Source organism: Bacillus fonticola, from assembly GCF_012955605.1.
GTDB classification, from domain to species: Bacteria; Bacillota; Bacilli; order Bacillales; family JC228; genus Bacillus_CG; species Bacillus_CG fonticola.
In genome coordinates, this window is record NZ_CP052135.1 from 1868325 (window position 1) to 1894226 (window position 25902).

The 25902-nt window shown below is 43.0% G+C and carries 27 protein-coding genes and 1 riboswitch; of the genes, 2 read left to right on the top strand and 25 right to left on the bottom strand.

What is annotated here, in order from left to right:
• Positions 1–270 precede the first annotated feature (270 nt).
• From HHK01_RS09150 to HHK01_RS09170, 5 genes are all read right to left on the bottom strand, one after another.
• The gene (locus tag HHK01_RS09150; protein ID WP_170007502.1) at positions 271–858 is read right to left on the bottom strand and encodes an adaptor protein MecA; all 588 of its coding nucleotides are present in this window, start codon (positions 856–858) and stop codon (positions 271–273) included.
• Between the two features lie 176 nt (positions 859–1034).
• Positions 1035–1799 (bottom strand): metallophosphoesterase, encoded by a 765-nt coding sequence (locus HHK01_RS09155; protein WP_170007503.1) that lies wholly within the window; start codon positions 1797–1799, stop codon positions 1035–1037.
• Positions 1800–2046: 247 nt separating this feature from the next.
• The gene (locus HHK01_RS09160) at positions 2047–2502 is read right to left on the bottom strand and encodes a DUF2663 family protein (RefSeq protein ID WP_170007504.1); all 456 of its coding nucleotides are present in this window, start codon (positions 2500–2502) and stop codon (positions 2047–2049) included.
• 331 nt (positions 2503–2833) lie between these two features.
• Entirely contained in the window at positions 2834–4360 is a 1527-nt protein-coding gene (locus HHK01_RS09165; protein ID WP_170007505.1) for a RecQ family ATP-dependent DNA helicase, read from the bottom strand.
• Between the two features lie 57 nt (positions 4361–4417).
• Positions 4418–5452 carry a YpbB family protein gene (locus HHK01_RS09170; protein WP_170007506.1) on the bottom strand — a complete coding sequence of 345 codons (1035 nt, stop codon included), beginning with the start codon at positions 5450–5452 and terminating at the stop codon, positions 4418–4420.
• 236 nt (positions 5453–5688) lie between these two features.
• On the opposite strand from HHK01_RS09170, the gene HHK01_RS09175 reads away from it, so the two are divergent.
• Entirely contained in the window at positions 5689–5937 is a 249-nt protein-coding gene (locus HHK01_RS09175; protein WP_170007507.1) for a ferredoxin, read from the top strand.
• Positions 5938–6012: 75 nt separating this feature from the next.
• Here the strand turns inward: HHK01_RS09175 and HHK01_RS09180 are convergent, their stop codons facing one another.
• The 17 genes from HHK01_RS09180 to HHK01_RS09260 all read right to left on the bottom strand — a co-directional run bounded on the left by HHK01_RS09180 (position 6013) and on the right by HHK01_RS09260 (position 21575).
• A complete protein-coding gene (locus HHK01_RS09180; RefSeq protein ID WP_170007508.1) occupies positions 6013–6222 on the bottom strand; it encodes a hypothetical protein in 210 nt (69 codons plus the stop codon).
• A 206-nt stretch (positions 6223–6428) separates the two neighbouring features.
• A complete protein-coding gene (locus HHK01_RS09185) occupies positions 6429–7655 on the bottom strand; it encodes a hypothetical protein (protein ID WP_170007509.1) in 1227 nt (408 codons plus the stop codon).
• The gene (sigX, locus tag HHK01_RS09190; RefSeq protein WP_170007510.1) at positions 7652–8182 is read right to left on the bottom strand and encodes an RNA polymerase sigma factor SigX; all 531 of its coding nucleotides are present in this window, start codon (positions 8180–8182) and stop codon (positions 7652–7654) included. Before sigX ends, HHK01_RS09185 begins: the two co-directional genes overlap by 4 nt.
• Before the next feature lie 233 nt (positions 8183–8415).
• On the bottom strand, positions 8416–8943 hold the full coding sequence (locus HHK01_RS09195; RefSeq protein ID WP_170007511.1) for an ECF transporter S component: 528 nt from the start codon (positions 8941–8943) through the stop codon (positions 8416–8418).
• A gap of 2 nt (positions 8944–8945) precedes the next feature.
• A complete protein-coding gene (locus HHK01_RS09200) occupies positions 8946–9389 on the bottom strand; it encodes a DUF4430 domain-containing protein (protein WP_170007512.1) in 444 nt (147 codons plus the stop codon).
• 131 nt (positions 9390–9520) lie between these two features.
• Positions 9521–9706, bottom strand: a riboswitch (cobalamin riboswitch).
• A 136-nt stretch (positions 9707–9842) separates the two neighbouring features.
• Positions 9843–11615 carry an ATP-binding protein gene (locus tag HHK01_RS09205; protein WP_170007513.1) on the bottom strand — a complete coding sequence of 591 codons (1773 nt, stop codon included), beginning with the start codon at positions 11613–11615 and terminating at the stop codon, positions 9843–9845.
• Positions 11612–12328: a response regulator transcription factor gene (locus HHK01_RS09210; RefSeq protein ID WP_170007514.1), complete on the bottom strand. Its 717-nt coding sequence runs from the start codon at positions 12326–12328 to the stop codon at positions 11612–11614. The genes HHK01_RS09205 and HHK01_RS09210 overlap by 4 nt, the downstream gene beginning before the upstream one ends.
• Positions 12329–12440: 112 nt before the next feature.
• Entirely contained in the window at positions 12441–13619 is a 1179-nt protein-coding gene (gene ccsB / locus HHK01_RS09215) for a c-type cytochrome biogenesis protein CcsB (RefSeq protein ID WP_170007515.1), read from the bottom strand.
• Positions 13620–13672: 53 nt separating this feature from the next.
• A complete protein-coding gene (resB, locus tag HHK01_RS09220; RefSeq protein ID WP_170007516.1) occupies positions 13673–15352 on the bottom strand; it encodes a cytochrome c biogenesis protein ResB in 1680 nt (559 codons plus the stop codon).
• Between the two features lie 12 nt (positions 15353–15364).
• Positions 15365–15907 carry a thiol-disulfide oxidoreductase ResA gene (resA, locus tag HHK01_RS09225; RefSeq protein WP_170007517.1) on the bottom strand — a complete coding sequence of 181 codons (543 nt, stop codon included), beginning with the start codon at positions 15905–15907 and terminating at the stop codon, positions 15365–15367.
• A gap of 190 nt (positions 15908–16097) precedes the next feature.
• The gene (locus HHK01_RS09230; RefSeq protein WP_170007518.1) at positions 16098–16823 is read right to left on the bottom strand and encodes a pseudouridine synthase; all 726 of its coding nucleotides are present in this window, start codon (positions 16821–16823) and stop codon (positions 16098–16100) included.
• 161 nt (positions 16824–16984) lie between these two features.
• A complete protein-coding gene (locus HHK01_RS09235) occupies positions 16985–17527 on the bottom strand; it encodes a spore maturation protein (RefSeq protein WP_170007519.1) in 543 nt (180 codons plus the stop codon).
• Positions 17524–18123 carry a nucleoside recognition domain-containing protein gene (locus tag HHK01_RS09240; protein WP_170007520.1) on the bottom strand — a complete coding sequence of 200 codons (600 nt, stop codon included), beginning with the start codon at positions 18121–18123 and terminating at the stop codon, positions 17524–17526. The genes HHK01_RS09235 and HHK01_RS09240 overlap by 4 nt, the downstream gene beginning before the upstream one ends.
• The gene (locus HHK01_RS09245; protein WP_170007521.1) at positions 18116–19255 is read right to left on the bottom strand and encodes a D-alanyl-D-alanine carboxypeptidase family protein; all 1140 of its coding nucleotides are present in this window, start codon (positions 19253–19255) and stop codon (positions 18116–18118) included. Before HHK01_RS09245 ends, HHK01_RS09240 begins: the two co-directional genes overlap by 8 nt.
• A gap of 295 nt (positions 19256–19550) precedes the next feature.
• Entirely contained in the window at positions 19551–20042 is a 492-nt protein-coding gene (locus HHK01_RS09250; RefSeq protein ID WP_170007522.1) for a DUF3907 family protein, read from the bottom strand.
• 173 nt (positions 20043–20215) lie between these two features.
• Positions 20216–20818 carry an SMC-Scp complex subunit ScpB gene (scpB, locus tag HHK01_RS09255; protein WP_170008736.1) on the bottom strand — a complete coding sequence of 201 codons (603 nt, stop codon included), beginning with the start codon at positions 20816–20818 and terminating at the stop codon, positions 20216–20218.
• A gap of 22 nt (positions 20819–20840) precedes the next feature.
• Positions 20841–21575 carry a segregation/condensation protein A gene (locus HHK01_RS09260; protein WP_170007523.1) on the bottom strand — a complete coding sequence of 245 codons (735 nt, stop codon included), beginning with the start codon at positions 21573–21575 and terminating at the stop codon, positions 20841–20843.
• Between the two features lie 124 nt (positions 21576–21699).
• Here HHK01_RS09260 and HHK01_RS09265 point away from each other — a divergent pair, with 124 nt between their 5' ends.
• Positions 21700–22215: a DUF309 domain-containing protein gene (locus HHK01_RS09265; RefSeq protein WP_170007524.1), complete on the top strand. Its 516-nt coding sequence runs from the start codon at positions 21700–21702 to the stop codon at positions 22213–22215.
• A gap of 64 nt (positions 22216–22279) precedes the next feature.
• Here the strand turns inward: HHK01_RS09265 and HHK01_RS09270 are convergent, their stop codons facing one another.
• From HHK01_RS09270 to HHK01_RS09280, 3 genes are all read right to left on the bottom strand, one after another.
• The gene (locus HHK01_RS09270) at positions 22280–22642 is read right to left on the bottom strand and encodes a GNAT family N-acetyltransferase (protein ID WP_170007525.1); all 363 of its coding nucleotides are present in this window, start codon (positions 22640–22642) and stop codon (positions 22280–22282) included.
• A 415-nt stretch (positions 22643–23057) separates the two neighbouring features.
• On the bottom strand, positions 23058–24386 hold the full coding sequence (gene lysA, locus HHK01_RS09275) for a diaminopimelate decarboxylase (protein WP_170007526.1): 1329 nt from the start codon (positions 24384–24386) through the stop codon (positions 23058–23060).
• 78 nt (positions 24387–24464) lie between these two features.
• A complete protein-coding gene (locus tag HHK01_RS09280; protein ID WP_170008737.1) occupies positions 24465–25886 on the bottom strand; it encodes a spore germination protein in 1422 nt (473 codons plus the stop codon).
• Between the last annotated feature and the right edge of the window lie 16 nt (positions 25887–25902).

Sequence of the window (25902 nt, forward strand, 5' to 3'; positions counted from 1 at the left end):
GCTAACTTCGCACGTCCTGTTGCAACGCCTTTCTGACCCACGTCGTGTGGGCCCAAGGATTCGTCCACCTTTCAGACAATAGTATACACCTTCCCCATGTTCATGCAAAGCAAAAAAGCGAAGTTGTTACAGTTCTTTTTTATTATATGTAACCGCTATCAATATGATTAAGACAAGTATCTTCACATGAGTAGTAACCAACTCTTAAGACCAACTAACAATGGAATTAGGCGGAAGATGATAAGCAAGAAAAAAGCTCGGTGTTATCTCTCACCGAACTTCTGAACTAAACCAATATGAAAGTTGGTTAATAGCATGCTGCTGACACACGCATACTCCGTACTCGATAATCCAGGCATCGCTTGAGGAACTTTTTTCTCCAAACTCTGTAAGAATCGGATGTGCTTCGACATAACCTCGGAATGAGGGGAACGTCACAATGAGATAGTAGGCGTTGTCTTTTGCATATAAAGACTGGTGGGTTGTCGCCATGCAGTGCCCGTATGGGATGAGCCCTAATACATGCTCAAAATCTGTAAATTGATAGACGAATGTACCTGAATCTGTTTCTTTGTATTTATGGCGACTGATTGCCCCCTCTAAAGTAAAAGGAGGTTCCTCTTCGACAGTTATGATAAAAAACAACCCTTGAGGTTGAACAGCGTATACCTCCACAGCGACGCTATCTTCTTCTTCGACACCAATCGTATCGCAAGCCTCTGTTACGACTTCATGAAAAAGATCAAACCATTTCGTTGAATCGCCTCCGACATCTTCTTTTGAAATGCCTCTATCTTGTAGTTCTTCTAGTGTCATAAACATTTTGTACTGATTCGGATTCAGGCGTTCAAACTGCATGCGAAGGCCTCCCTTCTCTTGCCCATTTCCTTAGGCAGTGTATGCAGAGTGACCTCATTCGGTACGTTGTCTAGCAAGCAAGTGCACGCAATTTGTGCTGCTGAATCCCATCTTCTTTCAGGTCTTCCCACAAACTAAGGATGACTACCTTTTCCTAAACAAATAAATTGGAAGGCTTACTGAAGAATGGTTATATGGTGTATCTCAGCCGGGGCCCCGAGCCGCAAAGGAAGCTTCGTTGTTCCAAAGCCATTACTTACTAAATGCACTCTACCATCAGCAAACTTAGACCATTTTCCCTTAGGATACAGCCCCCAGCCGAATAGACGAATTTGCCCCCCATGTGTATGACCACTCATTAGTAGGTTCCATTGTTTGTCCCGTACAAATTGCAAAACAGCGGGGTTGTGACAAACCGCTACATCTATCCCCATATCGTCTGACACCTTTTCGAATGCCTTGTCTACGTCACACCGACGCTCGTTCAGGTCATCCATCCCGATAATTTGTAAAACAAGGCCCTCTTTAGTAGAAAATATTCGTGATTCGTTGGAAAGCTCGATCACATCTGGGACGGATTGCATTGCGTGCCTACAAGCATCTATACCCACTTCTCCTTCGTTGTTGCCCCACACATACACAACGGGGGCTATAGCGCGCAACGCTTGTATATTGTGTTTGAGCTGCTCTACAGCCACACCATGTTCCAAAGCGTCGCCACCAAGTATACACAAATCAATATTTGTAAAATGCTTTTGCAGCCACGCATCAGAAATCTTTCGGCGGTGTAAATCGGAGACAAATAAGATGCGCGCTGATCGGTTCGTTTGTGTAGACTCTTTTGAATACGTATGGAAGCGAATCCTTGTAAAATAGGCTTCAGCTCGCATCCAAAGAAAACTTAACAAACCAATACAAGACAAAATCACTAAAATTGTCATACTCATCTTCCTTCTCTAGGATACGGAATGGTGTTATAAAATCACTCTGTTATGAGCTATTGTTATTTTCTTCACCTTTTTCCTTTAACGGACAGAATACCACACACCGTTACAAAAGCGAATACTCGTATTCGGTTAGTACGTACTGTAAACAACGAACACCCCTCTCAAAAATATGAGAGGGGTTCTATGCGGCATTATTCTATACATACAGCCAAAATCCTCTTGTGATTATCTGACTTGTCCATCACTTAGATTGATCATACAAATTAATGTCAAACTCTTTTTTCATGAGGCGAAACACTTCGTCTCTGCGAAGAAACCACTCGTTTTTCCATAGATCCTTACTACGATCGATGATTTCACAGCGAATCTCATGATACTCTTTTTCCGTCTTACTTTTCTTTTCGCCAAAGATACGAATTCCGACCACACCACTAATCGCTAACGTGAGTCCAATTAAATACCCTTGTGAGCCGAGCAAGACGGAAATTATTTCCGCAGTCGATACCTCACCTGGTTTAATTTGTGTGAGATAGAAGTGAAACAACACACCATACGCAAGGAACAAGGTGAAATAAACAGCTGTAAAAAATATTCTTTTTGCCTTCATAAATTTCCGCTTTTTTTCAACCGCATGTTGTAGCATTTGTTTTGTTGCGCGATCCGTCCAATCAGGTAAGTTCGCGATCGCTCGTTCCAATTGTACATCACTCCCTTTTGACTTCCGCTTTCACTGTCAAGGTCTAGGGATAGGTCACACACGCCGTTTCGCCCCCGAAGAAACCAAAGGAGGCTTATAACAGAGGTGTCGATTGAGTGTTAGACCTGCTTCCACTTTTCTATTTATATGATAGGCTCGTCTTCATCATCACTATATATAAAACAGGATGAAAAAGAGACTGAGTGGAAATATGATAAGAACTAACAAATAAACAAACGAATATGGATGGGTAATTATTCCTTTCCACCAATTCAATCGCTTTCCTTCTCGGACCGACGTCCTTGGTGGAAAAAAAGCGTCTCGAAAACGTTCACGCAAACGTTCGGCTTGATCGTTCTCTTTCATGCTCTTTTTTCTCCTTCTCGTTTAATCCGAACAGGGCCTGTAGCCTTTTCTCCCATGAAAATGTCTCCGCTTCCTCATTCGCTGCTCGGGTTCGTTTTGCGAGATCTGGCCACTGTGAATGACATTGATCGCAACAAGGATTTTTAAGCTTATCGGTGGTGTCTAAGCTTTCACCGAAATAGGAGAGTAAAGTGGCTCTTCGACAAGTAGTCGATGTAATCCAATTCTGAATCGTTTTCACTTGCTGAACTTTCGCTTGGCGTAGGCCTCTGATAGTGGCGACAGCCTCATTTATTTGATCTGCAAGATGAGCACTTCCATCTCCCTCTTCTCGTAAAGAATGGAGTATACGCATCGTAACTTCAGAGCATTGTGTTTTCGCCTGAAAGTCCTGGGATGATACATCTGATTCGGTTAAATAGGAGCGGATCAAATAATCTTCAGGTAAGTCTCCTGTTGCTAACACCATCGAAAGAGTCATATCATCTTTGGTAAAACATCCGTATGCTACACTCTGTAACCCATCACGACCCGCTCTCCCCATTTCCTGTAAGTACCCCTCCATCGATGTTGGGAAGTGATAATGAATGACGAGACGCACGTCTTCTTTATGAATTCCCATACCAAATGCACTCGTTGCGCACACCCATTCTAATTCACCATGTGAAAACTGTTGTTGCAACAAAATCCGATCTTCCTGTGCCATAGCCCCGTGATAAGCAGCCACCTTCGAAATTCCATGATTCCGCAGTATTTCTGAAAATTCTTCGGCTTTTCGTCTACTCGAAAAATACAATATCCCCGGCCCATGGAAAAGCTTGATTTTCTCTACAATACTTTGAGCCTTTTCTTTTTCGTTCTCTACCTCTTCTACAAAAATCGAGATGTTAGGGCGATCTACAGAGGCAATTTCTTCATGAACCTGTCCTAAACGTAGCGTCTTCGTAATATCTTCCCGAACTTGTTTCGTTGCCGTGGCACTTAGTGCTAGTGTTCGCGGGAAACCTAGAGACCGTCTTACTTCTCCTAATCGCTTGTAATCCAACCGGAAATCTTTTCCCCACTGTGAAATACAGTGGGCTTCATCTATAACAAACAAAGCAACATTCAATTCCATGAGGGCAGAAAGCACTGTTTCATTTTGTAGCATTTCGGGCGAAAGAAACAAAAACTTATAATTACGAAGATTACGTAGCACTCGATACTTCTCTTCTCTCGTTAAAAAGGAATTGAGCGCAGCGACTCGCTTCTCACCTCTGACTTTTATATGCTCCACTTGATCTTGCATTAAACTAAGCAGTGGAGAAACGATGAGCACCAATCCCGCTAACTCATATCCTGCCATTTGATAACAAAGTGATTTTCCTGTTCCTGTTGGTAAAACTGCAAGCGTGTCCTTTCCAGAGAGCACTGCTGTAACGACTTCTCTTTGACCTTTTCGAAACGATTCGTATCCAAAGTGTTTTTGAAGAAGAAATTGTAGCCTGTCCATCTTTTTTCCTCCTGCTAAATAAAGAATCTTCTTTTTGGTGTTATCCATTTTTTTAGGTTATCTTTGGTTAGCACTTGATAAAAGGAGTCGAATTTGAAAGTACGTGGCTTCAGGAACCCGTTCTTTCACCGCTTTAAGACGAACACTGTTTACTTCCTCTTTCGCATGCGTGATTTTTTTTTGAAGGTCTGTAGAGATATGCTTTTCAATTGGAAAGGACGGTAATGAACAAGCGATTTCCACGATATGGTCCTCAATTGTACTGATGCGTAATTGCCTTCTTTTGGCGATTTCCTCTAAGGGGATTTCTTGTGTGTAAAGAGCCAGTGTCTGTTTGGCGGACTGCGTTAAAGGTGTAGCACGTGCTGGGCGTATGTTAGCTAGGAATGGAAAGTGTTGTCTCTCTTTTTCCGCTAAAAGGAGGAGCTCACTAAGTACATGATACAAACGGAATCGAACCTCTAACGGATCAATTCTTCGTTCTTGGCTAAGCTGTTGAGTTGTCTTTCCAGTTTGTTTCCACCCAGATAATTGCTCTACAAAGAGGGCAACATTGAGTTCGTCCATTTGTCGCAACGCCCTTGTTAATTCGTCTGCACATTGTCGTGCTGCTCCCGTACGGTCTGTTTGTTCCCTTATAAAGCCTTTTACCCATCGCAACGTGTTCTCATCACGCTGGATCGGGTAATACGTTTTCACATTGTGTTGATCGTGTGAAAATACTTGAACGAGTAATGTTAATCGTCTCCAAAACGGCAACCACTCGGCTTGTATATCAAAAAAGCGCAGACCACTCGTTGTTGGTTGTGGCATCAAAGCTACATGATTTTGTCCAGCCGGTGTCACGATGACCGTTTCCTCATCCGTATCAATCCATGAGTTTTTTTCAAGCACAGCTATTCCTTCATGAAACATCGTTCGTGACAGTTTGGGTATTGTACGGAACAAGGCATGTAATTGGAAAAGATGCGTATCTTGGATGGATTGAGCAGATTTTTTTCCACGGAGGATATGATAGAGAGAGGAAGCGGATCGTTCTTGTCCGATGTTAGAGAAGCCTGTCAAAAGAAGGTATGATAGAAACGATGACACGAGTAAGACACCCCCTAATTTAATTTCCTTTAGTGTATCATGAGTCTGCGCAAACGTGGGATAAAAAAATTTATAAAAACCATGAATGAAAGCGCTCTATAAGGGGTCTTCAGAATGTTTTGTATTGAAAATTAGTGAAATGACCGATACAATAGTAGCGATGTTTCTTTTTCTGTCTAATGATGGACGACTTATCTTCGTCCCGCGAACTTCGTATAAGGGGAGGTTGAACACAGATGGCTAAATATACAATCGTTGATAAAGAAACGTGCATCGCATGCGGAGCTTGTGGCGCAGCAGCACCTGATATTTATGACTACGATGATGAAGGCATTGCCTTTGTAATACTAGATGACAACCAAGGAAACGTGGAAGTCCCAGATATACTTATGGACGACATGGAGGATGCATTCGAAGGTTGTCCGACAGATTCTATCAAAGTCGCTGATGAACCGTTTGAAGGCGATCCACTTAAATTTGAATAAATAGAAAAAGCTGGCATAATTGTCAGCCTTTTTTTTATTTACTTGCAGAAACGCCCAACGAACGAGTAAATGCTTTTATCTAGAATCCAAGATAAATAACGGATGGTTGCTTCCTCTTGAATCGTACGAATCCGTTATTATACTTTCCCCTCCCGCAGGCCATAACATAGTAGTAGACTTGTCCACATGTTCATTCTCACCCGCGATTGCTTCAGTTCCAATCCATAATAACGACATCACTGCCAATAACCCGAAAGAAACGAGAAATCGTTTCACCATATCCATCTACGTACCTCCTCGATATTGTGTAGTACAGCACTCCCTAATACGAACACACACGTTAGGTGTTTCTTACTTTTTTCTAATCTTGTCCACGTTTCTTACTTATTCATAATAGAGGTTTATTAGAACGGATTATGCTTTGAATTTTACAAACAAAAGAGGGCTGCTCGGCTCCTGAGCAACCCTCTTACATGAACTTCACATACAATTTACGGTAATTGATTTTCCCCCACAGGAACAGGAACAGGTTCAGTCAACGGATAGGAGTCAACACGTTCCATCCCAGTCCCCTCAAACAGTACAGAAGAATATCCAAAAGATCGTGCGACAAGCAAAATAGAAAACAACGCCTTTCGATTTTGCTTCTCACTGTCTCTAAGCTGTTTTTGGAAAGACACAACGAGCTGGTCCTCACCTTGTTCAGAAAGCTGTACTTCTAAATCCTCCGGTAGCGGGGCAATAAAACCTTGTTCATGATTTAACTTCATACGTTCGAGCGCTTCTTCTATTGAAGCTGGTGGTGCTCCAAATGTAGAAGGTTCTGGCATAAAGTATTCTTTGTCTTTTCCTTTAGCGATGTAGTATGTCTTTGCTACATTTGCTGCTGGGCTAAATTCGCTCCCTGACACTGCACCTTGGAATTGAACAGGTTCACCGTTTTCTCTTTCTAGTCGTACGATCTCTATATTTGTTGCCTCAAATAACTCTTGTAATACTTGCAAAAAGATTGTACTGCCAGTGGAACCGTCCTCATATGGCGCATTTTCATCGAGAATAAATTGCACTTCGTTTGTTGATGTTTGTTGAAACGAGCCTTCCAATGGATAGTATTCCGAAAGACCAAGTGCCTCCTCGTTCAATTGGCGAGAGGCGTACTGAAATCCTTCTTCCCAGCTGTTTTCTTGTTCTCTTGGTACAACGAATGTAAACGGCACAACAAATTGGGCATTCTGATCAGGAACCGCCAGTGTTATCGCACGTTCCTCTTCACCAATCTCATCCGGAAACAATACAGACGGCTCGGATGAAGCACTCATAATAGAAAACGATTGATCTTCTTGGTCGGATAGCGATTCACGATCAAATTTCGTTACTGAATTACGTGATTCTTCACTTTCTGGCATGCCTTTTTCCAATGTGGAATTCTCCGTGGCGGCATTATTACTCGAGGATGTACTTTCATCTCGGCTATCCTGTAACGAGATAGAATCGCCCCCCCACGTAAAAAAGCTGGCAGACGCAATGACAACGAGCAAAATTACAGCAGCAATCGTGGCGGCGACAGGGATAAAGGAGGAAGACCGTTTATGCTTCGGGCTTGCTTGTACTTGTTGTTTCACCCGCGAATAAACGACATCTTTGGAACGTTGATCTTCAATTCTTGGAAGCTGACGCATCATCCCCTCCAGCTCATCGTCCCAGTTTTGCTTTGTCATGCTGTGTCACCTTCTTTCTCTTTGGCAGCTTCCATTTCCATTCGCAACGTTTTCATAGCCCGGTGCTGGGTTGTCTTCACTTTGCTTTCTGTCCATCCTAACGACGCAGCCGTTTCGGAGATGGACATCGACTGAAGAAATCTAAGCAGGAGCACCATCTTTTGCTCTACTTTACACCTATCGAGACACCGGTACATTAATTGAATGTCCTCATTCTGTAAGAGGACCTCCTCTGGGAGAGGATTTTCGTCTTTTACGTCCACTTCCTGCGAATCAAATATGGACAAAATTCGTTTTTTTCTCGTGGATTGTTTACGAAAAAAGTCGATAGCCACGTGCTTGGCAATGGAAAACAGCCATGTTTTTTCACTGCTCTTTCCTTCAAATGAACTATAGTTTTTGAGCACACGAACATACACCTCTTGGGAGAGATCTTCAGCATGCTCTCTATTCTTCACTAAATAAAATAGAAATTGAAATAAATCTTGATGGTAGGTTTCATACAGTCTTTCGAAGGCGGAGTGCATGTTTTTCCTCCTCCATTCATACTAGTAGTCGAAACAAAACGACAAAAGTTTCACTCGTTTTACTATACCGTGTTTGTCCAATAATAGGAAGACGGAAAATAAAATCTGAGAGTGGATGTTCCTTACGTAATGAAACTACGTATAGAGTTTGTACAGGGATCCGAATAATTGATGATACGCATAAAATAAAAAATGAGAAAACCCTTAATCGAGTTTCCTCATTTTTCGTTTTATCATGTCCTTTTGTGATTCGCCATAAGTGGGGAATAACGTTCTAATAAATGTGTTATCGGCTTATATAAGATAAGGAAGAAAAAAATGTTAGAGAGGGCATGCACCGTATCAAACGACCAGCCGGCGACCCAATACGCCCAAAACATATTAGTAACCACCCAATTTTGGACGGCAAACCCGAATCCGTACAAATACCCTGAAATAACAGAGAAAATCGCAGCGAGAATAAATACAGTTTTCGGCCACCTTCCCCTTACCTTCCCTAACAATCCACTCATTATACAGATGAGAGTATACATGAACAGTTGCATGAAAAAGTAACTTCCCATTCCTAATACTAAGTTCGTCAAAAACATGGACATCAGCGCAAAAAGTGCCCCTGCCCGTATTCCCAACACGATCGCCATAATAATTAGCAACGCTGTATTCGGCTGTACATTCGGTAAAAATTGAAAGCTAAGCCTTCCCACGACTAGGAGAGCAACAAGCAGACTATATAGAGCAAGCTTTTGGGCTGACCACTGCATAGTTACCACTTACTATAGTCAAATACAATTTCGTCACCGGCAGAGAGCTCGATTTCGTTTGCTCCTTTCATTGCCGGCTCTCCATTAATAGAATACAACCATGCCATTTGCTCTTCCTCGTTACTCTCAATACCTTCAATTGACGTAATAAAGCCACCTTCCTCTACGACGTCAAAGTTTGCTTTTAAAGCGTCCATTACAGTATCGCCTTCTGCAAATACGATATCTTTTGATGTGATTTCTTCTTCACCACTGTTTTTCGTTAACGAAATTGTGATCTCTTCACTGACATCAGCTTCTTCCGCCGCCCCTTCATCTTCACTTGCTATCTCTTCCGTGTCCTCTAGTGTCGTTCCTTCTGTCTCTTCGGTTGTTGTATCAGATGCACAACCAGCCACAACAAGCATCGTAGCGAATAACCAAACTACCAACCAGTTCTTCATCATTGTTTTCTCTCCTCTTTTTGTAAAATAGACCAAACAAAAAAACCCCACCAGCAAAGGTGAGGTGAGAGCAGGATACCGTTTTAAGCGCTCCAAAAGGAACGCGCCTGCATCTCATCCTTAGCCCCGAAGGATCGATGATTGATGAGTTGGCAGGTCTACTGGCTTATGCCTCTCCCTACTACGTGCCCTTCCCATCACGACAAGTGACAGTGGTCATTGCACGGTTCGTCAGCAAATACAGTTGCGGGGACAGCTCTAGCATTTCACTAGATTCCCTTTTCAGCTCAATTTAGAGCACCAGCACATCGAAATCGTTTCAATTATATGGTCTATTTCATCTTACTGAATGAAAAAAGATTTGACAAGTTTTTTCTTTTAAGGCATGGATAAACCTTGTATGTTAGCAAAAATGTTTGTAATGTGTTTCACTTGAAACAAGAACTTTCGTCAAACTTAGTCACGATCCCGCTTTTTTCGCGGCAACGTAAATAAGAACGTTGTCCCTTGCCCCCATTTACTGTGAACAGAAATGTGACCGTTATGCGCCTCTACAATGTTGCGCGCAATGGACAAACCCAGTCCTGTACCAGTTCCTCGTTTTCGAGCTTTATCTCCTTTATAAAAACGCTCAAAAACAAATGGAAGATCTTCTTCACGAATGCCCGATCCAGTGTCTGTTACTTCCACTGCAAAACTCTGCTCTATCGCCTTAGATGTGACGTGAACACGCCCATTTTTAGGAGTATGCCTAAGGGCGTTATCTATGAGATTCGTAAACACCTGCTCCACTTTATCTGGATCAAAGTGAGCGCTCGTCTCAGTTCCTTCTAAATTCCAAGTAAGCTGAATGCTCTTTTCCCGAGAAGGTCCTGAAAACTTCTTCATGATCTTTTCCATGAAGGGATACAATTCAATATCGTCGGTAACGAGCGTGATATGACCTGCCTCCATGCGGGCTAAATCTAATAAATCATTCACAAGCCGTCCCATTCGCAACGACTCATCATAAATGATTTGCGCCATTTCCTTTTGTTCTTCCTCGGACTGAGCAATGCCATCCACAATTGCTTCGCTATATCCTTGAAGCATAGCAATAGGAGTTCGCAGCTCGTGAGACACGTTGGCAATAAAATCTTTTCGAAGTTTATCTAAACGACGATCCTCTGTCATATCACGAATAACGGCTACAGCACCGCGAATAGATCGCTGATTGTACAAGGGGCTAACAATGATCGTCCACGCCCGTCCTTGTAATGAAAGTTCTCCAACTTGTTCTCTTTCGGTAAGAACGGCAGACTGAAACAGTTCTTGAAGTTTTGGGGGTAGATCTAGTTCTTCATCGGTCTTTTCATAATACCAATATTTTAAGAATCGTTCCGACGGTGGATTTGTTAGCAAAATTGATCCATCGCGATTAAATGTAATCACACCATCAGCCATGCTACTTAGTAAGCTAGACAGATGCTCTTTCTCTTGTCTAAGCGCGCTAATATTATAGTGAAGTTGTTTCCCCATTTTATTAAAGGCGGTGGCTAGATCCCCAATTTCATCGCGTGTCAATTTCGGCACCTTCGTATCAAACTTTCCCTTGGAAATTTCCGATACTGCCTCTTTCATCTTCCGTAAAGGGGCAGTAATCCGTGTAGAAAGGAAAAATGCAAAAATCGTCGTTAGTACGATGGCAATTCCTGCTGAGAGGAAAATTGACTTCGTTGTCGACTGTATCGTCTCTCTCATCACTTCTAGTGATTGATAAATGTAGACGGCTCCACGCTCACCTTGAGAGTCTACAAAAGGAACACCTATGACGACATATTGATCGAACCTAACTCCTTCTCGCCCACTAACTGGGACAACTTGCTTTTTCACCACTTCTCCCTCAGTAATCGCTTTTGATAGTTCAGGATCCTCAAGTATCACAGAAAACGGTAAATGCCCATTTTCATCTTCCGGTGATAGAAAAAACTGCTCCTTACTTGTGTAAACAATTACTTTAGTCAGGTCATCTACTACTTCCCATGCAATTTCAAGTCCTAACTCAAAATCATCCTCTTGCGCAAGGATAAACGCGATTTTTGAAGCTGTACTCGTTAGGTCCTTCTCTACTTCAGCTACGTGGTAGCTTTGGAAAAATTCTAACAATAGAATCGTCAAAACAAACAAGACAAAAGAAACGAGAAGCAATATGGTCAACCATAGCTTCCCGACAACACTACGCCATATCATTCATCTTCAACCTCAAATTTGTAGCCGACTCCCCACACCGTAACGATCATTTTCGCTGCACCTTCGCTCACCTTATTTAGCTTCTCACGCAATCGTTTAATATGAGTATCTACAGTTCTTAAATCACCAAAAAACTCATACTGCCACACTTCCTTTAATAACTGTTCACGATCGAACACTTTGTCAGGCTGTTTAGCTAAGTAATGAAGGAGCTCATATTCCTTTGGAGTTAAGCTTACTTCAGCACCATCCGCCGTTACACGATGTGCATCATGGTCAATTGACAAGTGCGGAAAGACAAGCACGTTCTTAGCGACTGGTTCAGTAGACAGAAATTTAGTCTCCGAGGAACGACGTAAAACTGCTTTTACGCGTAAAATGACTTCACGTGGGCTAAATGGTTTAACGATGTAATCATCTGCTCCTGCCTCTAGCCCTTGAACTCGATTTGCCTCCTCACCTTTTGCTGTCAACATAATAATGGGGGTTGATTTTTTTTCGCGAATTTTCTCACACACTTCAATTCCATCCATCTCAGGCATCATGACATCAAGCAAAATCAAGTCAAAGTCCTCATTAACAGCAAGCTCTAAAGCATCAAATCCATTATCCGCCTCTTTTGTTACATAATTCTCACGTTCTAAGTACATTTTCACGAGGCGACGAATACGCTCTTCATCTTCCACAATTAACACGCGAGCCTCTTGACCCATTCCTGATCAACCCTTTCGTACCCTCTTTTTTTACATTTCACTAATGTGTAGTGGTTTGAACGTTTCTTGCGTTCCAGACCGTTCAAACGCCCCCACACAGCCTTAAAAACCTTTATGCATACGAATGCAAGCCCGCGATAACTAAGTTGATAAAAATCAAGTTAAAGATAATAATCGCAAACCCCACCACCGCTAACCATGCGGAAGGTTTCCCGTGCCATCCTTTAGAAAGGCGAAGGTGTAGGTACGCTGCGTAAAATAACCAAGTAATGAGCGCCCACACTTCTTTCGGATCCCAACCCCAAAAACGGCTCCATGCCTCTTGGGCCCAAATCATCGCAAAAATAAGTGCCCCCAGTGTAAATACCGGAAAGCCGATTAACACAGATCGGTAGGAAATTTCGTCTACTAAGTCTAAGTTCACCTGTTTTGTTAGCGGCTTCAATAGTTGACTGACCCGGCGACGAATGAGCAGACGAATCACAGCGTACAGCACCGTCCCGACAAGAAACGACCAAATGACGGTATTTAGTCTACTTGCGTTCACAATATCTGGCATGAGCATGAGTGGCTCCATCACATTGGCTGTCTCTAGCACACCCTCGTTTGGACCCACAAGTGCAGGGAGGGGATACGTGGTTTCCGCTTCCGCTCCTAGCTCATCCACGTACTGAAACTTCGCCTCGTATCCTTGAACAGAGAACGTAGTAACCACCATGATAAAGCCCAAGACGACCACAATTAAGTAAAGTAAGATTTCAAGCCACGTTCTACTTCGCGATTTCACCGATTGATCGACATCTTTTAATAAATAAATGACCCCTGCTATGAAGCTAATCGACAAGAGGGCTTGACCGGCCGCCGTGGTTGTGACGTGAACATACAACCAGTAACTCTTTAACGAAGGCACAAGTGGTTGAATCTCAGTAGGAAACATGCTGGCATAGCCAATAATAATGAGCGCGATCGGTAAAGCAAATAAGCCTAACACCGCATTCTTATACATGCTATACATGATCAAAAAGGCACCTACAAGTACCATGCCAAAAAAGGTGATGAATTCAAATAGATTGCTTACAGGTGCATGACCTGCTGCAAGCCATCGTGTCACAAAATATCCTAGCTGACTTAAGAAACCGATCAAACCCATGAGAAAACCGATCTTCCCTGCTCTCCCTGGTCCTTTTTTCGTATTGACATTTTTTTGCCGAATAGAACCAGCGAAAAAGATGGTCCCAAATAAGTATAAAATAAAAGCTGCCAACAACAAGTTACTACTGAACTCAGCCAACGTACTTCCCTCCTTATCGACGCCTGCTGCTATGAATGAACAGGGAGAATGTGCTAACCCTCCTCGTTACGATTGCGACTGTTCGTGTTTTCCATTGACGTAGAAGATTTCTCTTCAGAAGGTGACGCATTTTTGTCCTCAAGAGGGGGCCATGATACATTTTCCAATAGACCGTCTATTTCCCGCTTCAAACCAAACCAATTTTTATTCGTATGAGCAGCGACATGCACGACACCATCTTTTCGGACTATCCACAGGCGCCGGTGATTCCAATACGCCCCTTGTATGACCCCAACCATAAAGATGATACCGCCAATACCGAGTACCCACAATGTGCGATCTTTTCGAATTGTAAGACCAGTTACATCCGTCGTATCGATCCCGCTAAACGTCATTTTGTATTCATTTTCACCAGTTGGATCCAAGTTTTGTTGAATGGCAACGAAGCTGATCTCGCCTTCTTCCTTGTCGGGTGCGATCATCCGGAATACAAAGGCTGGGTTGTTTGGACTCGAGGTTTTCGTTGATGGCACCCCGTCCTCTAACTCAAAATCCGGATAATAATTCACTAGTTCCACCATATACCCATTTCCGAGGTCGTAGTTTGTTTCAGGGTTATTTAAATTCACTTCAATTTCGCCAAAGGACTCTCCTGTTTCTATTGATTCCAGCTGGAAGTTCATTCGCTGAAGTTCATCTAACCGGTAGTCCACTTGATAGGCAGAAAACCCGTCAAACTGAAGAGGCTCGTTGACAATAATGTCGTGTTCTTTTACTTTTTCAAGTTCCACTTCTTGACCGGGAAGCCTTTCATCCACACGCTCATACAGAACCGCTTCTGTTCGAAACTGCTTAACGATCGCGCCTTGATTCTCTAAGGCAGTCGCAAACTGTTCGCCATCGACTCGTGCATCATACATCTCCACAGAAAAGTCGAGATTTTCAATATAATATTGACCATCCGTTCCAGGAACAGCTTTTGTTTCACCTTCACGTATGAATAAGCCTGTATCCACATACAAACCTGGTACGAACCGCAACATAGCACCTAGTAAAAAGATGATGAGTCCAATGTGGTTGACGTAAGGACCCCAGCGCGTAAACCTGCCTTTTTCTGCGAGGAGACTGCCTTCCTTTTCCGTTACACGATATCTCCGTGCTTGGAGACGCGTTTTTACGGTTTGTAGGGTCACTTCATCTTGTGGACTCGCTTCCGTTTTCGCGTACAATCGTTGTCGTTTCAAAAATCCTTCATGACGATCGATGCGCTGTGTTTTCAGTGCGCGATAAAGTGGGACAAATCGGTCTAAACTCGCAATCACTAACGATATACCGATACTGGCAATTAGCACAAGATACCACCACTGCTCGTACAACCGATGAAAGTCGAAGAAGACGAATAATTCGCCAAGAATTCCGTACTGATCACTGTAAAACTGTTCAGGTATCACTCCCGGTGGAATATACGCTTCTTGTGGAAACACCGTGCCGAGTGCGGAGACGATCAACGTCGTGATTATTAACCAGACGCCCACCTTCACAGAGGAAAAGAAACTCCACGTCTTGTCGATAAATGTACGCTTGTACGTCTGTGAACGTCGGGCACTTCCTTCATATCGCATGTCTACCATCGTTTGCTTCGTTGCTTCTTCTGTTAGGGTACGTCCGCACGATCCACAGAGAACAGTCCCATGTGGATTCACGTGACCGCATTCACATTTAATTTTTTCCATTAAACCCCCACCTTACGCAGAAGGCAATATTTTTTGTACAGAATCTTTTACCTTCTCTTCAGACATCTCACTAATAATGATTTCTAAAATGATTCCTTCAGGGCTAATGAGTATCGTCGTCGGAAGTGGACTGATGCCATAAGCCCGTTGCACATCTCCCGAATCATCAACAAGAATAGGGAAGCTCATCTTGATTTGTTTTTTGAACTGATTAATAGCGAAATCTGACTCTCCGACATTCACCGCAAGCACTTCCAGGCCTTGGTCCTTGTAAAAGTTGTACTGATTTTCTATGTACGGCATTTCTCGTTTACAAGGATCACACCACGTTCCCCAAAAGGTTAAAAAGACCCCTTTTTCCCCTTTGTAATCCGATAGTTGCACAGTATTTCCTTCCATATCTTCTAATATAAAATCTGGTGCTTCGTCCCCAACTGACAGAACGCCTCGATCTTCTTTCGTCGCGTTAGCATATAGCGTATAGCCCACCGCACTTGCCATCATCAAGAGAATGGCAAGCCGCATAAAAAATCGCCCTTTTTTCTTTTCAGCCATGTAGACGGATGCCTCCTCCGGACAATGTCAAGTTCGCTAAATCTACTGGAGTGCCTCAGCTCTTCTATTGCTTTGCCTAGCTGCAGGTGTCATCCACTTCTTTAATTAGGACGTTCACTTTCATTATAGCATGTAGCATTCGACATTCTTTTTTTCGTGTATGAAGGTTACGTGACAAGGAGCAAACGCTTTAATCTCCATGGGCAGCTAATGAGCGAAGACGTTTCACTTCATGAGGAGACAACTCACGATATTCCCCTGGTCGAAGCTCTTCCAATCGTAAAAATCCATATTCTTCACGTTTCAGCTTCACAACAGGATTTCCAACTGTTTCAAACATTCGTTTCACTTGACGATTACGCCCTTCCACGATGACTAACCTCACAATAGCTGTTTGTTTTTTCTTATCTATCGACATGATTTTCGCTTGGGCTGGAAGCGTTTTCCCTTCTTCCAATCGTACTCCTGCTCGCAACGTTTGCATCGCTTGACGATCTGGGATTCCTTTTACTTTTGCCACATACGTTTTGGGTACTTGATAAGAAGGGTGCATAAGCGTATTCGCAAATTCACCATCATTGGTCATAAGAAGCAAACCCGTTGTATCATAATCAAGTCTGCCTATAGGAAAGATCCGCTCTTCAATGTGCTGAAAAAAATCCGTTGCCACTTTTCTCCCTTTGTCATCTTTCACACTCGAAATGACTCCTCTGGGCTTATAAAATAAAAAGTACACCGGTTTTTCTTTTAAGAGAGGTATTCCTTCTACTTCGATTCGGTCATTCCCTTTCACTTTCGTCCCAAGCTCACGAACGACGTTTCCATTGACTTTAACTTTACCGTCTACGATCAACTGCTCTGCTTTACGTCGCGACGTTATGCCTGCTTGTGCAATCACCTTTTGTAAGCGTTCCACTCTTTTCTCTCCTCTTTGATTCCATTCAAAAGCCGTACAGGCATCGCTGTACGGCTGATAAAATCGTTCTACTAAGGTTACTATTCCTGAGAACAAAATTCAAGTTTTCGTCTGAACGCTGGCACGCACGCTTGTACTACACACTCCCGCTCTAACGGAGACTACGAAGCTGACCCTCCAAAAAAGAGCGTTACCATAACGATCGCAGCAACAATTCCCACAAGGTCTGCTAGCAACCCTACCTTTAAAGCGTCTCCCATTTTTTTTATGCCGACTGCGCCAAAGTAAACGGTTAACACGTAAAACGTGGTGTCTGTACTCCCCTGAACAGTGGAGGCCAACCTTCCTATGAATGAATCCGGTCCGTATGTCGCCATAAGATCACTCGTCATTCCTAGCGCAGCCGTACCAGAAATGGGTCGAATAAAAGCAAGTGGAACAATCTCAGCAGGTACACCAATCGCCTCCATAGCAGGGCGCAAAAACCCAACAACATATTCGAGCGCACCTGATGCTCGAAACATGCTAATGGCGACGAGCATTCCAATTAGATAAGGTATGATAGAGAACGCCATGGAAATCCCTTCTTTTCCACCCTCGACAAATGTTTCGTAAGTCGGTACCTTTTTGGCAGTTCCATATACTAATATAAATACAACAATGAGCGGAATCATCCAAAGTGATGCAGTTGCCAAATAACTCATGTGCGCACGCCTCCCCTTTTCTGTCGACGATTGGCGAAATATCTATCTATGAGTACGGCGCCTACTGTTGAACAAGCTGTTGCCAAAATGGTCGGCACCACAATGTCTGTTGGTGACTGTGCGTCATAATTTAAACGTATGGCAATGACCGTGGTAGGTATAAGCGTAATACTCGATGTGTTAAGTGCTAAAAACGTAATCATAGAGCGGCTAGCCATAGGGGAGTGCCCGCTTAGTTGTTTCATTTGTTCCATTGCCTTAATCCCTAACGGCGTGGCCGCATTGCCAAGTCCAAATAGGTTGGCGATCATGTTTGAGAGGATATACCCAATCGCTGGGTGTCCTTTCGGAATTTCAGGAAATAGCTTGACAATCAACGGTTCGAATAGGCGTGCACATTTTTTGAGAAGCCCTGCCTCCTCCGCTACCTTCATTAATCCGAGCCAAAAGACAAGAACACTAATGAGTCCTAACGATAGCGTGACAGCTTCTTGTGCTCCTACAAACATTGCCTTATTCACTTCTTCCATCGTGCCTCCTAGTACGGCAAAAAGAAGGCTAATGATAATCATACCCACCCATATGACATTAATCATACGATCCAACACCTAGGCTTGCCAAAAACAAATCGCGAAATATAGTAAAGAAGCCTTTCTTTTCAGCCGGAGGTGTAAAATAAATAGAGGAAGTACCGACTACTTCATTTTTAAAATATAAAAACGTCTTTCCGACGACATCTGGTGTTGTTTCAGGATTATCAAGCCACTGCTCTTCTGGTTCAAACAAACGATTTTCCACTCGTAAATCTTTTACTTCCTCACCAGTGATGGGATACGTAATATTTTGTTTATTATAGACTCGCCCTTCATAAAACGAATCCGTTACTTCCTTAATCTTTCCCTCCTTCACTGGAATTACATAGTCATAGTTATCAAACCCGTACGTGAACAGACGCTTATGGTCATCCCAATCTCCTTTGCCAGACTGCAACGTCACGACGATCAAATCCATACCGTCTTTCTGAGCAGTAGAGACAAGGGTGCGCCGAGAGACTTTCGTGTAGCCCGTCTTTCCGCCCGTTGAGTATTCGTAGAGCTCTGTCAGCAAGCGGTTTTTATTGTGCCAAACTCCTTTGCCTTCTGCTGTGTACGCTTTCGTTCCTGTGATTTCTCGAAACTTTTCATTCTCCATTGCGTATTTAGTTAAGAGAGCCATGTCATAGGCAGTAGAGTAGTGACCTTCCGCGTCTAAACCATTGGGATTGACGAAATTTGTGTTCTCCATACCGATTTGCTCGGCTTTTTCGTTCATCATATAAACAAAACCTTCAACACTTCCACCTACTGTTTCGCTAATGGCAACAGCCGCATCGTTTCCTGAACGAAGCATCAACCCATATACTAAATCCTCCAACGTCAACCGATCTTCTTTTGTTAAATAAAGAGAAGACCCTTCTGTACCGATTGCGTTGTCACTTGGTTTTACCTTGTTATCTAGCTTCCCGCTCTCAATGGCAAGAATAGCTGTCATAATTTTTGTAATGCTAGCTATCTTCCGTTTTTCAAAAGCGTTTTTTTGAAACAATATTCGACCAGATTTTTGATCCATTAGAATCGCAGCTTCTGAGCTAACCCCTACGGTTTGCGCAGAAACTTCCTGTCCTAAAAACAGCGTGGTGATAAGTGTCAATACGAGTAACGGTGTAAAGCGACGTCGCCATCTATTCATCTATCCTCGTCCCTTCATCCAAAGTCCTTTGTACAAGTCTATGCACGTCCCTTATTGATATGAGAATCGCCTGTGGTTTTTCATACGTAGTTATGGCAAAGGGCTGTATTCATAACAAAAGGGCAAGCATGCATGGCTGTGTATCCAGCTCATGAATGGTTTTTGCAAAGCAAAAAAGCGCTCCAAAGTTCTGGATGCGCTCTCTAATTTCCGTAGATTCCTCAATACAATGACCATTGTAGCATTTTTTCCTTTTCATACCTCTTATCCACATCATTCCAATTTAAAACATAAACTACGAACGATGTTGCACAACCTTTGTTTGGTAATCGGTTTCGTAAAAATCTAATTCCTCACGCAACTCTTGAAAGTGCGCCTCCACCGATGCCATTAACGCTTGGAGAGAAGGGGGAACAGTCGCTCGGAAGTGAATAGCATTTCGTCCTGTGTAAGCAGCGCGGCTATCCTCGTACCAAAGATCGGATCTCGGATTGTAAAAATCATCTACACAATGGTGGTACACAGAGTACAACGTTTTCTCCGCAGCAGTTTTGGAGAGTGGCTCATTACGAAGCACAATTCCGCATGAATCCAGTGCTTCCTCACAAAAAACGAGCAACCTTCTCAAATCCCGCAGCACGCCATCATAATAAGCCTTGTCCCCTGTTGTTTCCTCCAAGAGCCGAAGTCGATCGTGTGTAGTTACGTACTGTTCGAACTTTTTAACGATTTGAGAAAGAACTGCCTGTGTGAGTGTAATTTGCGATTGTAACACTTGATTGCCCATGTGGTTGCCTCCTCATGCTCGCACGATGCGAGTAGGGCGGACTAAGAGCGCTAGCGATGTTCGCGCTCTTAGTCCGCCTTCCTTGTATAGTAAAACAAGCTTTTTATTAGTCTATCATATATACAAAAAAGATGTTGCCAGACCTTGTCGAAGATGAAAATTTTCTCATGATATTATTTCTCTTCTACGTCGACAGCTTTCAATGTTTCTTGGAATTTCTCAAAAAACAGGTCTGCTTCCGTTTCCACATCAGCATCGCCTACCTCTTCAGGCAATGGAGGCAGCTCGTTCAGATCCTTCAACCCAAAAACATCCAAAAACAAAGGAGAGGTACCAAATAAGTATGCTCGTCCAATCCCCTCACGTCTTCCCTTCTCTTCGACCAATCCCTTTGTAAGGAGCGTTTGGACAGGGCGCTCGCTTTTCACCCCACGAATCTCTTCAACTTCACTACGTGTAATAGGCTGTTTGTAGGCAATAATTGCCAGCGTTTCAAGCGCAGCCTGAGAAAGTGTTTGGTTCGTTGGAGCCTCTACAAGCTTCTTTAAAAACGGTGCCATTTCTTTTTTTGTCGCGAGTTGAATGATTTCACCCATTTCCAATAACACCAAACCTCTATCACTTTGGCAAAGCTGTTCTCTCATCTCATCCAGCATTTGAGAAATCTCCAGCTCTGTCGTATCTAAAACGTGGGCTAGCTGCTTTTGAGAAACCCCCTCATCTCCACTTGCAAACAAAATGGCTTCTATTATGGCCAGCCGCTCTTTTCGGTCCATCATCCATCGGTGCTCCTTTAGTTTACGTTGATACAAATATTTGTTCGAAGTTTCCTGTTTGCATAACTGAAATCTCATTTCGTTTCATGAGCTCTAACACGGCTAAAAATGTGACAACCAGTTGTTCGCGAGTTTCTATTGAAAACAACTCCTCAAAGACAATCGGTGTTGCACTGTTTTCCAATCGCTTTCGAATATCGGCCATTCGCTCTTCAATTGGTATTTCTTGACGCGTAATTTTTGTTGCAAGCGGGCGTTGCAGCCGTTTTCGCCGTAACATTTTCTGAAAAGCTCCTAACATATCGTAAACGTCCACATGCCAATCTTCAACAGACAAACTAGTTTCAGTTTCAAAGCCTGACAAGTCTTGGGGGGGTCTAGAAAAATGCAAACTCCTCTCCTCTTCCTTATCCTTTAAATCTTTCACTACTTCTTTATAACGCTTGTACTCTAGAAGGCGTTCTACAAGCTCTTCTCGCGGATCTTCTTCAAGAAAAAATTCTTCTTCGCCTTCCCATAATTCCTCGTTTTTCGGTAGGAGCATATGGCTTTTAATAGCTAAAAGAGAGGCCGCCATAACGAGATACTCACTCGCAACGTCCAACTCTAAGCTTTGCATCGTATGCAAATAGGCCATATACTGATCCGTAATCTCCGTCATCGGGATATCGTATATATCAATTTCAAGTCGTTGAATAAGATGCAATAGCAAATCCAACGGTCCTTCAAAAGCGTCAATCTTCACAGTATATGCCATAAAATCTTCCTTCAAAATGATATGAAATACGTATAGTATAAGGGAAATCCAGAAATGATGCTATGATCGGTTGAGAAACTTCACTATAACAACTACAATGGCTCACAGGAGGTGATGAGGTCGAATGTCCTATCCAAAGGCTTGGATTCAATATTTATGTCATTTTCATGGAGATCGTGACTACTTTGAATGTCATGAAGTACTAGAGGAATATTGGAAAAAAAAAGGCGGAGGGCGCAATAGTATTTGGGTTGGGTGGATTCAACTTGCTGTCGGCTTCTACCATTATCGTCGCGGTAACAACCGTGGAGCTTTACGTACATTGAAGAAAGCACAACGTATTTTTTCTTCACATGGCCCCGACATAGAGGCTCTAGGGTGTGATTATCATGCATTACAAAGTTTACTTTATCGGGAAATTCAACTGATAGAACAAGACACACCCAGCTATAAAAGCATTGTTCTGCCCATAAAGGACGAACAACTGCTTACCACTTGCAAACGATGGTGTAGTGAGCAACAAGTTACATGGGGTTCGTCATCCCCTTCAACCAATGAAGCGCTCATCCACCGCCATAAGCTTCGTGATCGTACTGATGTCCTTAAAGCTAGGGACGACGCCGCCAAAAAACGTTCATAAAAAAGGAACGCTCAAGACCGGAAACACTAAGTCTTGAGCTCTTGAGAAAAGGGGGTCTTGAGACTTACCCGATCTCTGACACATTACAATGGTCTAAAAAGGAAGCTGTTTCCTTTGTCGATTCAAACGTATACTCGTTATATTGCTCCCTTAACGTCTTAAGCATTTTATGACCAATCCCTTGTTGTCGGTAAGAAGGGTTTACAGATACGTGCTGAATAAGAATTCGTTTCTCATCATCGTAATGAACTAGTCCGACAAGGCCAACGATGTCCTCTTCTTCTTTCCATAGAAGCAATTTCCAATCCGGCTCTGCTTCATATTGTTTCATTGTTTGCTGAAGCTTCTTCACGTCTTTTTCATTGGGCATAAAGGAAAGCAAGCCCATTGCGATTTTCTCTAAACTTTTTTTATATCGGGTGTACATAGTCATCCCTCATTACTTTTAAAAAAATCCAGTCTACGTGACTAGTCTATGGTACGCAGTTTCGCCAAAAAACGTGTATGTTTATGCATCATACGACATAGTAAAGCTTTCTTCGGGTAATTGAACCTACTCATTTTCGTGAAATTAAATGTATTCTTTCAAGAAGCACTTATACGATATAAAGCCAGTAAAAAACGCCCCATCCAACTGCCCCTATAAGCAGTAGCCCAAACAGAAACTTATTTTGTTTTCGCATATCAATAAATCCTCTCTTTATCAAAAAAGAAAAAGCCCTATCCAAAAAGGGTTGTCGAATTCATGGTAATGAAAACGACCCTTTTCGTCAAGAGGGCTACTAATCGCCAAGTTCAATAAGCTAGACAGTCACTGGTGAAATTTTTTTGTAGCCTCAGTCTCACTTCCCTGTGTGTGTAGTCATTTGTACATAGGGTTGGTCTTGACGCACGAGATCTTCGTACACTTCACGCTTTACGACCAGTTGATGGTGACCATTCTCTACAAATATAACAGGTGGTCTCGGAATCCGGTTGTAGTTGTTGGCCATACTGTATCCGTAAGCACCCGTGCAAAAGACTGCCAATACATCCCCAGCCTCGACTTTTGGCAGCGGAATGTCCCAAATTAGCATGTCACCACTTTCGCAACACTTCCCAGCAATCGATACCGTTTGTTCCGTTTGATCATGCAGTTTGTTCGCGACACAAGCTTCGTATCGTGCATCGTAAAGAGCTGGGCGTAAATTATCACTCATCCCACCATCGACAGCAATATACCTGCGTACGTTCGGAATGTCCTTTTGGGAGCCAATCGTATAAAGCGTTGTTCCGGCGTCACCAACGAGAGAACGACCGGGCTCTATCCAAACTTCTGGGATTTGCATAGAGTGGCTTCCGCAGAACGATTTAATCACTTCCACCATTTCATTTACGTATTCAGCTGGTGGAATTGGTTCGTCTTCCTTCGTATAACGAATGCCAAAGCCACCCCCAAGATTTAACACTCGTGCCTGGAATCCATACGTTTCGCGCCATTCATAGAGTGCTTTAAGTAATGTATGAGCAGCAACTGAAAATCCAGTCGTCTCAAAAATTTGCGATCCGATATGACTGTGAATGCCTAATACCTCAAAAGTCGGTACTTGTAAAGCACGGGATAACGCCTCTTCCGCTTGACCATTCTTCAAGTCAAAACCAAATTTAGAATCCTCTTGACCCGTTAAAATATAATCGTGTGTATGCGCCTCTACTCCAGGAGTGACACGCAGTAAAATAGAAATGGTTTGATTACGTTCTCTCGTCAACTGCTCAAGACGATCCAATTCGTGGAAGTTATCTACAACGAAACAGCCAATTCGTTCGTTTAGAGCAAACATTAATTCTTCTGTACTTTTGTTATTCCCGTGAAAATGAATACGCTCGCGGGGGAAATCCGCTACCACTGCCGTGTACAGCTCTCCACCTGATACAACATCAAGCGAAAGTCCTTCCTCTTCAACGAGTTGGAACATCGCGACTGAAGAAAAAGCTTTGCTTGCGTAGGCAACTTGCGCCCGTACGCCATGGTGCTGAAATGTATTCAGAAAGCCTCGTGCCCGCTCACGAACTAGGGCAACATCATATACGTAAAGCGGGGTTCCATAAGACGCAACCAGCTCTGTTGCCTTTACCCCACCAATCAATAATTGACCATTATCATTCACCTGCTGTGTTCCGTACAAATGCATCGTTCTCATCCTCGTCCTAAATGTGTAAGTAAAAGTATATTCACTTTACCACACTACTGTTATCCCATCAACGAACGACTACGATTGCTCTGGTTGCTTGAAGCGGTCACTCGGTCGTACGATACTCGGACGAACTTTTGATCCCGGAACCGAACGTCTAATGAGAATTTGAAAGAGCGCACCACCATTAAAGGGCATAAGTGGCCATAAATACGGCGTTCGTAACGAGGTAAGCCCTGTTAATAGCAAAATAAATAGTGTACTACCGATCACAAAACCTGGGACTCCAAATAGTGCCACCCCGATGAGAAGCATTAGACGAACCATCTTATTCGCCACACTAAGTTCATAACTTGGTGTTGTAAACGTTCCGATAGAGGCTATTGCTACATAAAGTATCGTCTCCGGTACGAACAGGCCTACATCAATGGCGATTTGTCCAATGAGCACAGCAGCAATTAAGCCCATTGCCGTTGATAAAGGAGTTGGTGTATGAATGGCGGCAATCCTTAAAAACTCAATCCCTATATCTGCCATGAAAATTTGCATGATCAACGGAATGTTTGTTTGTTCGTTTGGTCCAATAAAGGCTAATTGCTCAGGTAAAAGGGAAGGTTCCAAAGCGAGTAATAACCAGAAAGGCAATAAAAAAAGCGACATCAAAATTCCTATAAATCGAGCCCACCGTATAAACGTCCCAACAGCAGCCGATTGCCGATATTCCTCTGCATGTTGCACGTGATGGAAAAATGTTGTCGGTGTTATCATAATGCTCGGCGATGTATCTGTATAAATGAGAACGTGCCCTTCAAGCAAGTGCGTCGCAGCAACATCTGCCCTTTCTGTATAACGCACGAGAGGATACGGATTATACCCCTGCTTCACCAGGAATTCTTCAATAGTTTTATCTGCCATGGCTATCCCATCAATTTCAATGCCCTTAATCTCCTTCCGAATCAGATCTACTAGATTCGAGTTAGCGACATCTTTAATGTAGCCGATGGACACATCCGTTTTCGAACGCTCCCCTACCTTTAGCATTTCAAAGCGGAGGCGCTCATCACGAATTCGTCTTCTTGTGAGAGCAGTATTTACAATAATGTTCTCTACATACCCATCCCTTGAGCCTCGGACAACTTTTTCAGTATCCGGTTCTTGTGGCGTCCGTCCAGGGTAGGAACGAACATCAACAATCAGCGCTTTTGAGTATCCTTCTACGACGATAGCAATAAGTCCTGATAATACTTGATCCACTATTTCGTCGACCGATTTTACAACCTCTACAGATTGATGAGTAATCGAATCGTGTACTGTGTCAAATACATCCTTTTTGTGCTTCGTACTTTCTCTTTGGAGCTCAACGAATTGCTCTGTGATCATTTGTATATAGTTTGCATCTGTCAATCCATTGATATAGTAAATATTCACCTCATGATCATTTACCGGATACTTTCGAATGCCAAAATCAAAGCTTGTTCCTAACCCCACACGCTCCTTCATAAACTCTTCTAGTTTG

Coding starts and splice junctions, on each gene's coding strand:
- HHK01_RS09150 (WP_170007502.1), bottom strand. CDS start 858: ATGCAGTTTGAACGCCTGAATCCGAATCAGTACAAAATGTTTATGACA.
- HHK01_RS09155 (WP_170007503.1), bottom strand. CDS start 1,799: ATGACAATTTTAGTGATTTTGTCTTGTATTGGTTTGTTAAGTTTTCTT.
- HHK01_RS09165 (WP_170007505.1), bottom strand. CDS start 4,360: ATGGACAGGCTACAATTTCTTCTTCAAAAACACTTTGGATACGAATCG.
- HHK01_RS09175 (WP_170007507.1), top strand. CDS start 5,689: ATGGCTAAATATACAATCGTTGATAAAGAAACGTGCATCGCATGCGGA.
- HHK01_RS09180 (WP_170007508.1), bottom strand. CDS start 6,222: ATGGATATGGTGAAACGATTTCTCGTTTCTTTCGGGTTATTGGCAGTG.
- HHK01_RS09185 (WP_170007509.1), bottom strand. CDS start 7,655: ATGACAAAGCAAAACTGGGACGATGAGCTGGAGGGGATGATGCGTCAG.
- sigX (WP_170007510.1), bottom strand. CDS start 8,182: ATGCACTCCGCCTTCGAAAGACTGTATGAAACCTACCATCAAGATTTA.
- HHK01_RS09195 (WP_170007511.1), bottom strand. CDS start 8,943: ATGCAGTGGTCAGCCCAAAAGCTTGCTCTATATAGTCTGCTTGTTGCT.
- HHK01_RS09200 (WP_170007512.1), bottom strand. CDS start 9,389: ATGATGAAGAACTGGTTGGTAGTTTGGTTATTCGCTACGATGCTTGTT.
- HHK01_RS09205 (WP_170007513.1), bottom strand. CDS start 11,615: ATGATATGGCGTAGTGTTGTCGGGAAGCTATGGTTGACCATATTGCTT.
- HHK01_RS09210 (WP_170007514.1), bottom strand. CDS start 12,328: ATGGGTCAAGAGGCTCGCGTGTTAATTGTGGAAGATGAAGAGCGTATT.
- resB (WP_170007516.1), bottom strand. CDS start 15,352: ATGGAAAAAATTAAATGTGAATGCGGTCACGTGAATCCACATGGGACT.
- resA (WP_170007517.1), bottom strand. CDS start 15,907: ATGGCTGAAAAGAAAAAAGGGCGATTTTTTATGCGGCTTGCCATTCTC.
- HHK01_RS09235 (WP_170007519.1), bottom strand. CDS start 17,527: ATGAGTTATTTGGCAACTGCATCACTTTGGATGATTCCGCTCATTGTT.
- HHK01_RS09240 (WP_170007520.1), bottom strand. CDS start 18,123: ATGATTAATGTCATATGGGTGGGTATGATTATCATTAGCCTTCTTTTT.
- HHK01_RS09245 (WP_170007521.1), bottom strand. CDS start 19,255: ATGAATAGATGGCGACGTCGCTTTACACCGTTACTCGTATTGACACTT.
- HHK01_RS09250 (WP_170007522.1), bottom strand. CDS start 20,042: ATGGGCAATCAAGTGTTACAATCGCAAATTACACTCACACAGGCAGTT.
- scpB (WP_170008736.1), bottom strand. CDS start 20,818: ATGGACCGAAAAGAGCGGCTGGCCATAATAGAAGCCATTTTGTTTGCA.
- HHK01_RS09260 (WP_170007523.1), bottom strand. CDS start 21,575: ATGGCATATACTGTGAAGATTGACGCTTTTGAAGGACCGTTGGATTTG.
- HHK01_RS09265 (WP_170007524.1), top strand. CDS start 21,700: ATGTCCTATCCAAAGGCTTGGATTCAATATTTATGTCATTTTCATGGA.
- HHK01_RS09270 (WP_170007525.1), bottom strand. CDS start 22,642: ATGTACACCCGATATAAAAAAAGTTTAGAGAAAATCGCAATGGGCTTG.
- lysA (WP_170007526.1), bottom strand. CDS start 24,386: ATGCATTTGTACGGAACACAGCAGGTGAATGATAATGGTCAATTATTG.
- HHK01_RS09280 (WP_170008737.1), bottom strand. CDS start 25,886: ATGAAGGAGCGTGTGGGGTTAGGAACAAGCTTTGATTTTGGCATTCGA.